Origin of the sequence: Marinomonas algicola (assembly GCF_014805825.1) — a bacterium.
GTDB lineage: Bacteria > Pseudomonadota > Gammaproteobacteria > Pseudomonadales > Marinomonadaceae > Marinomonas > Marinomonas algicola.
On the sequence record NZ_CP061942.1, the window covers coordinates 98,741 to 113,552 of the forward strand.

14 protein-coding genes and 1 pseudogene are annotated in these 14,812 nt (G+C 45.0%); 8 read left to right on the plus strand and 7 right to left on the minus strand.

Features of this window, described 5'->3' with window-relative positions; translation table 11 throughout:
- Positions 1-58: 58 nt before the first annotated feature.
- A complete protein-coding gene (locus tag IEZ33_RS20340) occupies positions 59-358 on the plus strand; it encodes a hypothetical protein (protein WP_191603744.1) in 300 nt (99 codons plus the stop codon).
- 193 nt (positions 359-551) lie between these two features.
- Here the strand turns inward: IEZ33_RS20340 and IEZ33_RS20345 are convergent.
- Positions 552-881, minus strand: a pseudogene (locus tag IEZ33_RS20345) (IS66 family transposase); the annotation flags it as partial.
- Between IEZ33_RS20345 and IEZ33_RS20350 the strand changes: the two are divergent.
- From IEZ33_RS20350 to IEZ33_RS20375, 7 genes are all read left to right on the plus strand, one after another.
- Positions 865-2,061 carry a TonB-dependent receptor gene (locus IEZ33_RS20350; protein ID WP_191603745.1) on the plus strand — a complete coding sequence of 399 codons (1,197 nt, stop codon included), beginning with the start codon at positions 865-867 and terminating at the stop codon, positions 2,059-2,061. The pseudogene IEZ33_RS20345 and the gene IEZ33_RS20350 sit on opposite strands and share 17 nt — an antisense overlap.
- A 407-nt stretch (positions 2,062-2,468) precedes the next feature.
- On the plus strand, positions 2,469-2,624 hold the full coding sequence (tnpA, locus tag IEZ33_RS20355) for an IS66 family insertion sequence element accessory protein TnpA (RefSeq protein WP_191603746.1): 156 nt from the start codon (positions 2,469-2,471) through the stop codon (positions 2,622-2,624).
- A gap of 18 nt (positions 2,625-2,642) precedes the next feature.
- Entirely contained in the window at positions 2,643-2,774 is a 132-nt protein-coding gene (locus IEZ33_RS20925; RefSeq protein WP_275672819.1) for a hypothetical protein, read from the plus strand.
- A complete protein-coding gene (tnpB, locus tag IEZ33_RS20360) occupies positions 2,771-3,139 on the plus strand; it encodes an IS66 family insertion sequence element accessory protein TnpB (RefSeq protein ID WP_191603747.1) in 369 nt (122 codons plus the stop codon). The genes IEZ33_RS20925 and tnpB overlap by 4 nt, the downstream gene beginning before the upstream one ends.
- A gap of 34 nt (positions 3,140-3,173) precedes the next feature.
- Positions 3,174-4,727, plus strand: a complete 1,554-nt coding sequence (gene tnpC / locus IEZ33_RS20365) for an IS66 family transposase (RefSeq protein ID WP_191603748.1) — start codon at positions 3,174-3,176, stop codon at positions 4,725-4,727.
- 82 nt (positions 4,728-4,809) lie between these two features.
- Entirely contained in the window at positions 4,810-5,511 is a 702-nt protein-coding gene (locus IEZ33_RS20370) for an MFS transporter (protein WP_275672821.1), read from the plus strand.
- Between the two features lie 12 nt (positions 5,512-5,523).
- Positions 5,524-5,853: a hypothetical protein gene (locus tag IEZ33_RS20375; RefSeq protein WP_191603750.1), complete on the plus strand. Its 330-nt coding sequence runs from the start codon at positions 5,524-5,526 to the stop codon at positions 5,851-5,853.
- Positions 5,854-6,005: 152 nt separating this feature from the next.
- Here IEZ33_RS20375 and IEZ33_RS20380 read toward each other — a convergent pair whose 3' ends face one another.
- The 6 genes from IEZ33_RS20380 to IEZ33_RS20405 form a co-directional block, all read right to left on the minus strand.
- Positions 6,006-6,968: an FtsZ/tubulin family protein gene (locus IEZ33_RS20380; protein WP_191603751.1), complete on the minus strand. Its 963-nt coding sequence runs from the start codon at positions 6,966-6,968 to the stop codon at positions 6,006-6,008.
- Positions 6,965-8,587, minus strand: coding sequence for a PcfJ domain-containing protein (locus tag IEZ33_RS20385; protein ID WP_191603752.1), 1,623 nt, complete (start codon positions 8,585-8,587; stop codon positions 6,965-6,967). Before IEZ33_RS20385 ends, IEZ33_RS20380 begins: the two co-directional genes overlap by 4 nt.
- Before the next feature lie 11 nt (positions 8,588-8,598).
- Positions 8,599-9,369: a hypothetical protein gene (locus IEZ33_RS20390; RefSeq protein ID WP_191603753.1), complete on the minus strand. Its 771-nt coding sequence runs from the start codon at positions 9,367-9,369 to the stop codon at positions 8,599-8,601.
- A 506-nt stretch (positions 9,370-9,875) separates the two neighbouring features.
- Positions 9,876-10,487, minus strand: coding sequence for a hypothetical protein (locus tag IEZ33_RS20395; protein WP_191603754.1), 612 nt, complete (start codon positions 10,485-10,487; stop codon positions 9,876-9,878).
- 155 nt (positions 10,488-10,642) lie between these two features.
- Entirely contained in the window at positions 10,643-11,476 is an 834-nt protein-coding gene (locus tag IEZ33_RS20400) for a hypothetical protein (protein WP_191603755.1), read from the minus strand.
- The gene (locus IEZ33_RS20405) at positions 11,473-14,808 is read right to left on the minus strand and encodes a type I restriction endonuclease subunit R (RefSeq protein WP_240009718.1); all 3,336 of its coding nucleotides are present in this window, start codon (positions 14,806-14,808) and stop codon (positions 11,473-11,475) included. Before IEZ33_RS20405 ends, IEZ33_RS20400 begins: the two co-directional genes overlap by 4 nt.
- Between the last annotated feature and the right edge of the window lie 4 nt (positions 14,809-14,812).

A 14,812-nucleotide genomic window follows, 5' to 3' on the forward strand; every position in this document is an offset into this window, starting at 1 on the left:
CACTGTCTGCCTTAGAATATTCTCTACACCATTAATACTTTAAAATAGGAAGAAAAACATGGAACTTTCGTCAAAACTAGAAGGCTACGCCATTATCGCCGCTTGCACAGCTTATGCAGTACATTCAACAGATCCAGATATGGACGCCAACCACAATGTCGTTGGCAATTATGCGTATCAATTCATTGAATGCCAATTACAAACGGGAAACATAACCCCTATTAGCGGCACTAAGGCTGACACGAAAACGAAAATACTTTCACTCTTTCGAAACATTGTTTCAGCCGCGGAGTCATTTTCAATTTACACTGATGAAGAAGAATTAATCAAATCGGCCAAATCGTTAAGTGAAATGTAAGCGTCCGGCAAACCACACCTAGTAAAGTATCATTAATTAAATGAGCTCTTGTAATGGGTCGTTTAGTGTACTATTTTTGGTTTCAGACAGAGGGCTAACGGATTGGTCTAAGCCTCCAGGATGGAGGCTCTGTCGCTTTCAGGATGATACTGTGCTGCAAGGAGGCAGCGGAAAATACTCTTTTCAGTTCTCTCTACTTGATATTCCACGGCAGTAACTTTTCTAACTCGTGTTCTTTATTCTCATCGTTTAATTTTGGTAATTCTTCAAACAGTGTCACCAGATAGTCGTATGGTATTAATCCATTCGCTTTCGCTGTTTCGATAATGCTGTAGAGCACCGCGCTACTTTTCGCGCCGTTACCTGTGTTTGAGAACAACCAGTTTTTACGTCCAATGACGAACGGCTTAATCGCCCTTTCCGCTCGATTGTTGTCCAGCTGAAGCTCAGGAGATGTAAGATATTGCATCAGCTTGCCCCACTGATTGAGACTGTACTGTACCGCTTTGGCAAGAGCACTACTCGGCGGGAGTTGTAGCGGCCATGTTGGCGATATCAATCAGGTTTATTACTGGCAAGAAACAGGCAATAACACGCTAAGCAATAATGTCAGCTTACTGGGTGACTTTATGACCGGCACGTTACGTCACCGCATGGTCGTCGGACTCGACATGTCTCTTGAAGAGCGTGAGCCCAAACTGGCAAATACGAATCAAGATGGCTCCAGCATTTATGGTTATGTTAACCCTCTAACAGGAGAGAAACAAAGCACTCGCGGTACTGGTGATCTACTGATCAATACCCACAATTACTATGATTCGGTCAACGTTGGTCTTTTTGCTCAAGACCTAATCAGCTTAACATCTAATCTCGATGTCATGATCGGCGCGCGCTTTGACCGATATGAAAGTACGGCTCAGAATAAGTTGCTTAATGCCAGTGATGAAAACTTCGAACGCAGCGTTGATGATACCACCTTCAGTCCAAACGTAGGCATTGTCTGGCGTCCCGCATCCGCGCACGCGGTCTATGCGTCATACAGTCGTAGCTTTGCGCCATTTGGCGGACGCGTCAGTGTAAACAGCGTCCGTTCGAGCCAAGACTTGGATCTTTTCAATGCCGAACCACAATACAACGACCAATATGAAGTGGGCGTTAAGAGTGATTGGTTAAACCAACGATTAATGACACAGCTGTCAGTCTTCAACATTGAGAAAAGTAATATTCGTTACCGCCCTGACCCAGATAACGATCCTTACCACTGGGCGATTCAAGGCGAACAAGAATCACAAGGGGTTGAGCTGAGCTTTATCGGCCGCGTTACGGAGGACCTATATTTACGTGGTGGCTATGGTTACAACAAAGCAACCGTAAAAGAAGATAAAACAAGCCCTGAAAATGAAGGCAAAACGTTATCTGGCGTACCTCGTCATACAGGGAACCTGTTCTTAAGATACTTGCCAACTGAGAGCTCTTACACAGAGGTGGGTGTGACACACGTGGGCGATACATGGACCAATTCGGACAACACCAGCAAGCTAGAAGGCTTCAATCGTGTTGATGCAGCCGTTGGCTACAATATTGGGCCTTGGCGCACCTCGTTGGCCATCACCAACCTATTAGACAAAGAATACTGGCGTTCTAGCTCTATGCCAGGCACACCGCGTAGCGTTCTTGCTCGCGTCAGCTATAAGTTTAACTGATATAAAAATGTATGGTCCGCCTCGTTATTGCAAATGATATTTTCGATAACGAGGTTGGTTTGCGCTAATGTATTCGGAGTCGTTATTAGGCTTCACCTCGCTCCACGATGAGATCCGCGCTAGATTGTCCTCAAAAAGCCCATAGCATTTTCTGCTGTTTTTTATGTCAGGTCTTCAATCTAGTGGTCTGACCGTTCTGTCATCTTCTTTATCATCTGCAAACTCGGGTTATACTCTGATTTCAAACGCTTGTTGTGTCTTTAATACTGACCACGCTATCCGTGCTAACTTATTCGCCAATGCCACTACCGCAACATTAAAGTAAGCGTCACTAAATCAGCCTCTAGTTTTCGTGCTTAGTCCCTTCCACACTGTGCTTCGTCCCAATAATCGACGGAGTAATCAACATGAGCACAAACACTGTATTAAACCAAACTTGGGCTGCCCATATCGAAAAGTGGCGGTCATCTGGGCTATCCGCCAAAGCTTTTTGTGAGCAAGAAGGGTTGGTCTATCACCAGTTCGGCTATTGGCGGCAGAAGTTTTCATCTGCGGATGACTAGCCAAATGAATCAAAATTAGTGCCGGTAGCATTGGCAACGCCTTCTCAGCAGGCTCTCGATCTAGAAATGCTGCCCCCCAGTGGGGTGGTCATACGTGGCATTGATGCGGGTAATATTTCATTAGTGACTAGCTTGGTCACCGCTTTATGAAGCCCCGTTATCTGCGCCCTGCGTTAAATTTACCCCAGATATTTTTATACCGAGACCCGGTGGACTTTAGAAAGCAGGCCCATGGACTGGCGGTGCTGATCGAGCAAGAGCTAGGACACAATCCGTTTTCTGGAGCCTTGTACGCGTTTACCAACCGGCATCGCAATAAAATCAAATGCGTGATGTGGGAAGACAATGGCTTCGTGCTCTACTACAAAGGCCTCGCAGAGGAAAAGTTTAAGTGGCCCAAAGCCTCAGATGAGTTGGTATCCCTCACTGGCGAGCAGATAAATTGGCTGTTAGATGGCTACGATCTTAGCCTAATGCAAGGCCATAAAACCTTGCATTATGAGGCACTTTGCTGAGGATTTTGGCGGTCATTTCTGCTATCATAGCGTCATGAAAATCGCTCCCAAATCTCATTGCAAAACGCCAGATTACAGTCAGTTATCACAAGCTGAGCTGATGTCTTTGCTGTTGCAAAAAGACTCGGTCTTAGCTCAGCGCGATGCCTATATCGAGCGTCTTGAAGAGATCATCCGTCTGCAAAAAGTACAACGCTTCGCCGCCAAGAGTGAGAAGCAGCCGTTGCAGATCACCTTGTTTGATGAAGTGGAGCTGGAAAGTGCGATTGACGATCTGATTGATGAAATTCCAGAAGACTCATTGAGCCAGGAGCTTGCGCAAACCAAGAAAAGTCGTCAGCGTCAGCGGGGGTTCTCGTTCTCATTAAACCGAATCCGTCGTGAGATCAGTCTAAGCGATGACGAGAAAGCTGGTGCAGCCAAAACCTTCTTCACCAAAGTGAAAGAAGAGCTGGAGTTTATCCCCGCTCAGCTTAACGTGATCGAGATCTGGCAAGAAAAAGCGGTGTTTGAATCTTTGACTGGCGAGCAAATCATCGCAGCAAAACGGCCAACTCATCCTCTGGGTAAATGCGTTGCCACTACCTCCTTGTTGGCGTACATCATCACGTCAAAATATGCCGATGGCTTACCTCTGTATCGCTTAGATGGCATGTTATCTCGTCTTGGTCATGAAATTGGTCGCAATAATATGGCGAATTGGATCATCCGACTGGATGGTGTCTTTAAGCCTCTGATCAACTTAATGCGGGAACAACAAAACCACGGTCGTTATATCCAAGCGCATGAGACCCGTATCCAAGTGTTGAAAGAAACGGGTAAAACTGCTCAAAGTGATAAATGGATGTGGGTCACGCGGGGCGGACCACCGGATACACCTTCCGTGTTGTTTGAGTATGATCCGACCCGAGCGGGTCACGTTCCTGCACGCCTATTGGAAGGGTTTAGTGGCGTATTACAAGTGGACGGCTACAGTGGCTATGGCAAGGTCTGCCGAGAGCTTGATATCACTCGCATTGGCTGCTGGGATCATGCGCGACGTAAGTTTGTCGAAGCCGCGCGCGGTGCGGCGCCTCAGAAAGGAAAAGGAAAAAGCAATAAGGCCAAACCATCGAAAGCCGATGTCGCCATCGGTAAAATCCGCAAGCTCTATGCCATCGAAAGCAAAATAGAGAACTTAAGCGAGTCGGAAAAATACACCGTTCGCCAAGAACTGGCTTTGCCAGTGCTGCAAGACCTCAAAGCATGGTTGGAAACCAATCACCCTAAGGTTCCCAAAGACTCGCTGACCTTCAAAGCGATCCAATATACCCTCAATCAGTGGGAATCTCTGATCGCTTACTGCGACCATGGCTTCGTCCACATCAGTAACGCCTTGGCCGAAAATGCTATCCGCCCGTTCGCGGTGGGCAGACGCAATTGGTTGTTTGCAGACTCCGCCCGAGGCGCCCGTGCCAGCGCGACCTGCTACTCACTGATAGAAACCGCCAAAGCCAATGGCCTAGAGCCATCGGGTTATATCCAATACGTGCTCGATCATATAGCTGACGCGGATACCTTAGAAAAACTCGAAGCGCTGTTGCCCTAGAACATGCCGAAAGCAAGCTAGATTAGCAGAACTGATCGTATCGTTATAGGAGCTGATATAAGGGCGCTTACGCTGGGGGTATATTTTTGTGATGACCGGAGTGCTTGGCGGTTTATTGTTTCTGCTGGCCACACGATATGTACAAGCAACATCGGAGACCAAAAAACGGTTTTCCTTTCGCGACACCTTAACGCTCTATCAAACTTTACTTAAAGACGCCTCGTTTCGCAGCTACGCCATTGCCAATACGTTGATTGCCTGCTGCTTCTACTTTTTTGTCAGTGCTTCACCTTACATCACCGCGACCTTTGATCAATCAAGTCATTTATTTGGCTATTGGTTTATGAGCATCACCCTGTGCTTCATGTTAGGTGGCTTCTTAAGCACACGGGTCACAAAGTACGTCAATGAAGATCGCGCCATTGGATTAGGTAACGGGATCGCGTTACTCGGTGCACTATTATTGCTGTTGATCCCAATGATCACCTATACCCACTACCTAACGCTTTTTCTACCGATGTGCTTAGTCACTCTTGGTCGAGGCATCAGTCAGCCGTCTTATCAATCGGCGGCGATTGGTGGTGTCGGCAGTAATGGCGGTTTAGCCGCAGGATTAATGGGGTTCTTGCAACTGGCGTTTGGTGCCATTTGCTCACAGGTGTCACCTATTATGGTCGAGCTCTGGCCGCTATCGCTTTCTATCGCCATTATTACCTGCGTTGGTATCGCACTGGGTGTGCATTCGATCCAACTCTATAGAAAGCCTGCCAAGCCGCATTTTTAGAAGCAAAAGGCTATGTCACTGATTGCAGACATCAAACAGAGCCAGCAACAAGCCAAACAAAAGCAATCGAAAGTAGAGCAAGAAGCGCAGTCTCGTCAGGCACGATTCGAACACAACCTAAAACAGCCTAAATCGGTCGGCACACAAGTGTGCACATGGCAAAACAGCATTGGACACGTCGCAGCGGTGGAAAAAGACCGCATCCAAATCAACGTTCATGGACGCGCGCCGTCAACCACCTACGGCGCCTTCTTCGGCGCCACCCCTACAAACCAAGACATTGAAAAACAAGAAGCAACAGTCTGGACCGACGGCAGTGACTGGGCGGTGTGTGGGGGTTAATAGAATTCAGCAGCAAGTAAAGCAGCCAAATTCAGTTTGGTCCGCTGCCGGTTGTTGTTCGTTAGTTGAAGGATAGCAAAGAAAATGAGTAACAGAGCGTGTTGTGTCATTCATAAAAAACAGCACGCTCCACCACATAAGAAGCTAAGCTGCTACACAGTATGATTCACAAACAACACTACTTTGAAACTCGTTTTTTCCCATACACTGAACCCGCTAGACACATCCAAATTACCGCTTAACTGCCCATGCAGTGCTTCGCTGAGGTTCGAGTATTCGGACAAGGTAAAGCTTTCAGGGGCCCAAATATGCATAATCACATGGGCTTCAGTATGTGCATCCTGCATACCTTGCAATAAAGGAAAATCGGTCAGTTTATCGACGATATCGCCATAGTTGCCCGCTTCAATCACTGCACCATAGCCCACACCTCGCCCAGATAGAACCATGATGAAATGGGCGAAGTCGATCCGAGCCACCGCATCACTGTCCACCATTGCCAACAGTCCAGATATCAATTCATTGATATACTGATTTGCCGCATCGAGGGCATCATCAAGTTTGGCATTCTGGCCTAGCGCTTGTTGAAGCTTGGCATTTTCTAAAACAAAAGTCGTGCCAGCAGACTGTCGGCAACGCTCTATTAACGTGTCTGCCAACAGCAAGCGACGTTTTCCTTCAAATGCAAATGGACGCACGACAAACGCAATCGTCGGCACATTAAGCTGTTCGCACAGCTCTAATACCACGGGTGTCGCGCCTGTACCGGTTCCACCGCCACCGCCACTGATGGTGATCACCAGATCATATCCATGAATCATGTCTTGCAGAGCATTCAGCGATTCTCGCGCAGACTGTTCCCCAACATGCGGCATAGAGCCCGCACCCAGTCCTTTCGTAATAACGTCTCCAATCGGAACCTGTAACGAAACTTGCGTCAACTTGAGCTCACGTTGATCGGTATTAACCGCAGCCAGCGTGACCTTTGAAGCGATGGCCGTTTGTCCCATCACTTCCACTGCACTGCACCCACAGCCACCAATGCCAACCAAGAGTATTTTGGGCGTGGTATCATCGACCAATTCAAATACGCTATTTTGATTACTAGTATTCATTGATCATCCCCTACTTCCAATACCGACCAACCTTCAGGTATGTCGCTCATAGCAAGCCACCAATCCAATAGATCCACATCATTTTGGTTGCGAGCAACCTCACGACACGCCACATTTACGACTTGCCACTGGCCATTAGCCGCACATTCAAACTCAATGACTCGCTCAGCCTCAGGGCGCTCTACTCGAAAGACATACCGCTCGCCTTTGTGTATTTGCTCCACAGTGCTTTGGATTTGTCCATTCATGTAGCGCTGCTCTCGCTCGTACATTTGTTCACTCTCAAGCGCAATAAGTGGCGATTCGGTGACGAATGGAGGCAACGGAAAAAACACATCATTGGGCCGAGCAGACAAAGAGCGTCGACGCTCTAGATAGGACACTTTCGAACCTTCGTACTGGTCGAACCAGGCTTGAATGTCACTTAACGTTTCTGCAGTGGGCTCAGTATTATGATGCCCTTTGATCTGCCCAAGACTCCACCCTCCCTTTGAACATATCAGCTCAACCGTGGCACGCTGTGCACCTAGGAAACGATAAATATAGCTTTCGCCCTGCTCAATATTTTCACGATAACTAGAGACACAATGCCTCATACGTTGCCCCTCCTTGCACAACGACATAAACGTCAAAATCGGTTGGATAGTCTCTGTGCCCTCAAACGGAGGCATGGGAAACACGCCCCTTAAACCTTCCTCTTCCGGTAATAACAAAAGCAATCGCTTCATCCATTTATCATGGCGACGTTTTAAACCTGCAAACGAATGCACGTTATCAAAATGACTATAAGCTGGAATACCTAACGCCTTGCCCATGCGCTGAACATCTTCTGCCGTTTCTCTCACTTGCCAAAGCCAACTGCGTACATCTTTGCCAGACAGTGGTTTAAGTGTTTCCAAGTCATCACGCCATTTGCGAATATCAATCGGCAAATCCAACAACGTCATGATCTGCAAAAATGACACACTGACGGCCTCAAAGCCGTTTAAATAAGCGACTTGCTGCGGATCACGAATCCATTTCTGTAAGCGCTCCCATTCGTGCACATCTCCAATACTGGCTGTCACTTTACGTAGCCACTTCAGCATCCATTTCTGTCGATGCCCAGCGACCAGCTCTAACAAATCTAAACGCGGCCGTGTCAGCCAATGTTCAATGTCCTTTTCGGTCAGTTGCGCCTTTTGAGCACAGCCCAAGAAAAGCCAAGCCAAATTAAAATCTGACTCACACAGCTGTTTGAACGCATCAGATTGAAGGCAAGTATTCAGCATCGAGATCTGAAGGTAGCGAACCAACAGCGCCATCTTCTTTGCGTCCTCCGGCAAAAAACGTACGACCTCAGCCAATATCGGACAGGTCTGAGCCCAAGTGAGCAATGGCAGGCCTGCGTCCTGCTCGACTTCCTGCCAACGCTCGTCATTAAGCTTTCTGCGCTTAATGACGATGCCCTCTTGAATCGGTAAATATGGCATGATAAGCAGCTTCTCTTTGATTGGGTTTGTAATGTCCCAAATCAGTGCTGAGTCCTCTAGATAGAATGCCCCATCTTGAGTTTGCTTATCGACAAGCTCTGCTAATCGCTTGCCGCGGGCTGCTATGTGTTCACGTAAGATAGCCATAGTCAGTCTCCCTACTTCTTAGACTTACGTGATGGATTACGATTGATCTTGCGAGGCACCCACTCTTCAGACGACCTCGGCACAGCCTTTAGCGGCTCTTTCTTTTCGCCTGGCTTATCATGCAGCTCAAACTTAATCGATTTAACGCTGATACAATCCGAGCGATGACCAACGATCTTAGCCAGCATATGCTCTAGTAAATAAAAGAGCTCTGCTTGCGCGTGCTGCTCACCACCGTACTCCACCATGGTACGGTCGCCATCTTTCAAAATGTTCTTACGAGAAAGTTTCACCTTGCCACCTTTCTCATCGAAGCAACTAAAACTACCGCACTCAACTCTTTCACCGTTATCCCATAGGAACCACTTCTGCTGTTGATCTGGATACCAGATTTGGCTGTTCTCAACGTGAAGCAATGGCTCGACTTTGAAGGTGCTTTCCCGCCAAATATACACATTGACAGAACGCATAAACCCAGTCTCGTTGATTAAATCCTCTAAACTAAAACATTCTTCATAGCGCTCTGCTAGTTCCTCAAAGTCAATCCACTCTTCTAGGTCCTCCACTGAAGCAATGTAGATCGGATCCGTCGCGATTGAATCCGATACACGCTGACGCGATACCCAAAAAGTAGCTGCCAAGTTAGCCTCGTTATAGACTCGCTCCTCCAAAGCATCGACTATGGCGTTTTTAAGGCCCTGTACCGCTCTGCCCAATAAATAATTACCGTGATCACTGCACTCATCAAAGGTGTACAAATCAAGCTCGTACACATACTTCACACGGGGAATATAGAAGTCCGGCGCGATCTTACCCATACGGTGAACTGAGTTTGAATCTGGAAAAAAGCGTAAATTGTGAGAATGGATAATCATAGAAGTGTCCTCATGTTTGACGTTCAACAGGGACAACTATAGCAGTGCAGAACGACAAAACATGTCGCCCTAAGTTATTGAAATAAAAGAAAAACGTTAACTATCTTTGTAACCATTAGCTTACGTTCTAACTAAATAAACATCAACTAAAAACGTAACCAGTTTGGGAAATACACAAGGTAGCGGAACGCCAGAAGCACTTAAAATCCCGTCCACTACATTAGAAAATGATTTATTAAATCACCAAATTGTGATCACAGAATCGGCTGGTGATAAATCGAAGATGAACTGCACAGCCCCTAATATGACAGTTAGATGCCAGAATATCAGATCAAGCTAAGGCACTTCGTCGACGCTGACACCTATTACGGCGCCAGCGTGACGGAGATAGTAGATGAGTGATTAGAGGTCACTTATTTAAGATCAGGATCAATTTTTCGATATTGAGCAACAGCACGGTTATACAGGTTTAACAACTGTGCTAACAGTTTCTTAGTATCGACTTCTTCATGATCTTCTCTTAAGTGGCGATCCATAAATTCTTTAACTGAAGGCTGAATATCATCACCCATTTGAACAACAAGATCTTCCAATACCTCCATTGGAACCATGTACATAGCATTCAGCTCTTTATCTTTTTCAGCAAGCTGAGCTTCTAAAACTTCTTTAGAAGCCTTCGCATCCTTTATCTGACTTTTAGCTTCTTTAATTTGCTTTTTAGCATCTTGAGATACCGACTCAGCTTCTTCTTTTGATAGCGCACGATATTCTTTCATGGCTCGTAGGATGTACTCACTTGCACACATGTCTTTTAAAGTTGACATTCGTGTTTGCTGAGTAGGAATCCAAGGTACATATATAGCCATATCAGGTAAATTTTCACCAAATAAGCGCACTTTCCACTGTTTAAAGGTCTCATCTGGAATTGCATGAGGGACCCTTCCTAATTGGTCTACATCTCCATAGATATCTTCAATTAGGATGCCATATTTCGTTAAGATACGTGATGTTGCAGTTGTACTCATTTTAATTTCCTTTAAGTGCTCAGAGTATCAGATCAAGCAAAGATACTTCATATATGAAAGTACCTGTTACGGTACCAGCGTGATTGAGGTTATGGATTAGTAAATCAAGCCAAGAGACAAAGTGAAGCTCACACTTTGAGTTGATTTTTTACAAGCTAAATATTATGCCAGAATCGCTTCTCTGCTTGTCTCTTATTTGTGTATAGAGAATCCTTATCGCTTATTTTTAAACGCCCAAATCCTTCAAATAAAAAACCTGATGTGCCTAAGGCTTCGCAATTTAATTGAGTCGATACAGGGATTGGAAAAGTAAACTCATCTTCAAATTCATTAATATCAAGTTTAAACTTTCCAAATTCAAAGGCATCTTGATCAGTTAGGTCATCATTATGAACATGCTCGAAAACCTGTGCGAAAAGCCACATTTTTAAATTCCCCAACGAAAACTCAAAAACTTGTTCATCAATTACACCATCGAGCTCATCCCTGGCCCTATCCATCGCATGTACCGTTAAAATAATCGCGACACTGTATTCGCGCTTGCCAACCGTGACAGTTGAGCTTGTAAACTCAGACTCATGATCACCATCTGAACATTGGTAAAACTTTTTCTTACGAATAGATTTTGCATCATACTCGTAAACAATCCCCTCTTCTTCTTCAATCTTAAGGTAAGGGTGTGAATGCATTGTGCCAATATATTCAAAGCCTTTACCAAAAACGGCAGCAATATCTTTTTTGAGCTCCAATGAAATTTCAAATGCGGCAACGGAGCCTCTCGTCCGAGTTGCAGATGTTTCCGGTGTTAGATGATCAACATAGCATTTAAAGGGTAAGTTTTTATTAACTCTTCCCCACATATGCGCAAAAGTCTCGATAGCAACGATATCTTGGCCATCATGCTTTATCGAATAAGCTTCAAGTCCTGCCAAGATCATATCAAAGAGGGCTTCTTTACTAATATTTACTGAATGCAAGTCCGTTGTCATACTTCATATACTCCGTTTCCATCTTTATCTATTACATATTTTCGTATTTTTTTGTCATAAATCTCTTTTTCTGACATCGTAGATTCTTTTTCTGCAACCATACTCAAAACAATTTCTTCAGTATCTTCTATCTCATCTAACTGAGCAAAAATAAACTGCTTTAAAAACTGATCGATGCGAATATTGAGCTTAAAGGGTTGAATGCTTAGGCCATCTAGTTTTTCAAAATAAACTTTGGCTTTTGCCTTATCAACAGTGTCTTTAAGCGCATCAAAGCGACCGAAATTGTTAAGGTTTTTCTCATTAACACTATCGTTTAATAAGCTTACAAGCAGGCTTTTATCTAAACCTAGCGCATTAACAATGGCATTAATCTGGGCATTTTCAGCATTGTCTTTGTAGGTGTTGATGTAATCTCTGAAAGTATGGCCTTCTATTAACTTTGCATCACCACGCTGTAAATCATGTAAGAAAAGCTTGGCGTATTTTTGTTCAACTTGCGTTAGTGAAGAAAATGACTTGTGCAGTTCGTTGAGCGTAAGTTCAATGCTGGCTTGATCATTATGCTGATTTAGCTCTTTTAAATATTTATCAAAACGACTATTCATATAGTCGGCATCAATCTTTCCAGTATCAATTTCCGTCAAATAGCCACTAATATCAAAAGGCACATCGCCGCCACCCGCACCACCACCATCACCTTTTGATGCGAGCTCTTTATAACGCAGCGCAAGACTCAGGTAGGTTTGTTCATTAATGGCCAGAGTCACCTCATGCTCAGTCTCATTTTCGCCTGTTGAAGCGTCCGTCGTGAATGTATAGACCGACTGCTCCCAATGTAAACCTTGTACCTTCGCGGCTTCTAGATGCTGGTTAAATACTTTAAATAGTTCAGCAAACTTTGCGCACGCCTCAACATCTTCTGGCAGTTTTTCAAAATTTGCCACACCGGCACTGATGAACAACTCGGTAATATCACCGAATAGTTCATTCATTGCTTCTAAGTTACTTTCTAGCCTATCAACAAATAACCCTATGGGTCTGTCGCCAGAGTATAGTTTTACTGCATCGTTAATATGTTGCTCCATCGTATGCGGGTAACGATAGTAACGGATAACACCATGAGGCTTATCGGGGCCAAACAATCGATTGGTACGAGAGAAGGCTTGGATGATATTTTGGTATCTTATTACCTTATCTAAATACAAGACATTCAGCCACTTGGAGTCAAAACCGGTGAGCATTTGATCAACCGCAATCAATAGATCCAACTGTTTTGTAGGATCGGTATGAATGCGCTCATAAGGTTTTTTGTGAGCAAGGCGTGCAGCTAGGTCTTTCTTAAATGCTGCATGACGGGAAAAATCAAAATCGTGGCCATAACGCGAATTATAGTCACGCATAATTTCATCCAGACCATCACCTTTAAACGTTGGCCCACGGTCGCCACTGCCGTCATTATCAATGTTGGGGTCAAATAGCGCTGATACTTTTAAATCAGGCTTAGCAGCCTTTAACAGACGGTAATAATCAATGGCTTCAGCAATACTGTTAGTCGCCAAAATCGCATGAAACTTATTGCCTTGGCTTAGCACATTCCATTTATGCAGAATATCTTCTACCACTTTGGTTTGGTGAGTCTCGCTTAGGTACTGACTTTTTGGCACATAATCTTCAATACCTTTGTGGTATTTACCTGTGGCGTCTTTGTAGCCAGCCATAGGCACTTCATTCATAAAATAATTAAATTTTTTCTTTTTGGCGGGATTATCCATTGCTTCCGCTACAGATCCCGCCTTAGCTTGCTCTAGGGCAACGGCTTGTTTTAGGTCGCTGTCTCTAAAAGTAGGCACTTTATAGGGATCAAAGCCGAGTACGTTACCATCTCGAATACCATCAGCTATGCTGTAGCGGTGCAACTCATTGCCAAATACGGTACTGGTAGTATTACCGTTTTTTTCATTTTCTTCTTGGATCGGCGTGCCAGTAAAACCAAAAAACAAGGCACGAGGAAAAGTACGTTTAATAACAATTAGCATGTCACCAAAGGTTGAACGATGCGCCTCATCAATAATAAATACCAAGCGTTTAGCGCGGATTTTTTCAATATCGGCACTATTGGTGGCTACCCCCTCGTCATCCATCGCCTCAAAAATATTACTCATTTTTTGAATAGAGCTAACAATCAGGGTGTCGGCAGGTGACGTGCTTTTTAACTTGGTTACCAATACATGGGTATTTTCGGTGGCTTGTACATCTTCACCATCGCCTGCAAAATTACGGTATTCCGCCAGCGACTGGGTGCCCAGCTCGATGCGATCCATCAAAAAAATGACTTTATCGGCATCTTTCGATTGGGCAATGAGCTGTGCTGATTTAAAGCTGGTCATGGTTTTGCCTGAACCCGTGGTATGCCACACATAGCCGCCCAAGCGGTCTGGGTTATTAGCAGCGCTACCCAATTGCTGCCAGTTGGTTTTGGCTACCTTATCCGATATCGCATTGGCGGCGTAATACTGATAACTGCGCATCACTTTAAGCACACCATCAGTATCATCGGCAACAGTGTAAAAGCCAATTAACTGGTGCGCCATGGGGATGGATAACAACGTCGAGGCAATATCTTTCCAATGGTTCATGGGCTCGTTATTGAAATCGGCCCAATTGAATTGGTAGTCTGGGTTAAATTTGCCATCGCTCCCTGAATAAGAGCCGGGATTAGCAAAGTATTTGGCCTCGTCTGGCTCCATAGCGACAAACACTTGGATCAGTGAAAATAGGCCACTAAAAATACCTTCTTTGGAATACTTTTCGATCTGGTTAACCGCTTGGCTTACCGGTATGCCGCTGCGCTTTAGCTCCACATGAATAACCGGCATACCGTTAATCAGTAACAGCACATCACCACGTCTGTCATTACGCAGTGGGCTACCGCGTTCAAATTTCGGCTGTTGCACAATTTGGTAACGGCTTTGACCAGCAGCAATTTCTTGGCGATCATAGATTTTTAGGCTGACTTCTTTGCCAAGATGTAAGGCATCGGCGGGGTTATCGCGCTTAATGGCTACCGTTTTGCCGTTAATTAACCCATTGAGTTTAAGCGGTGTTTTTAGCTCTTTGATCTGCTCAATAATCTGCTGCATTTCCGTTGCCGTCAGTGGCACGTCGTTTAAACGGTCTTGCTGGCGATTGTTTTCAAATAAAATGTTCGCCCAGTTTTGTAGTAAATCCGCTTCGGTTTTGTTTTTAAGTATCTCACTTTCCCAGCCCTTGTGGGTAAGCACCTCAATAAAGGCCTGCTCAAATTGCGCTTCGGTTTTAAACGTTGTCATGGTT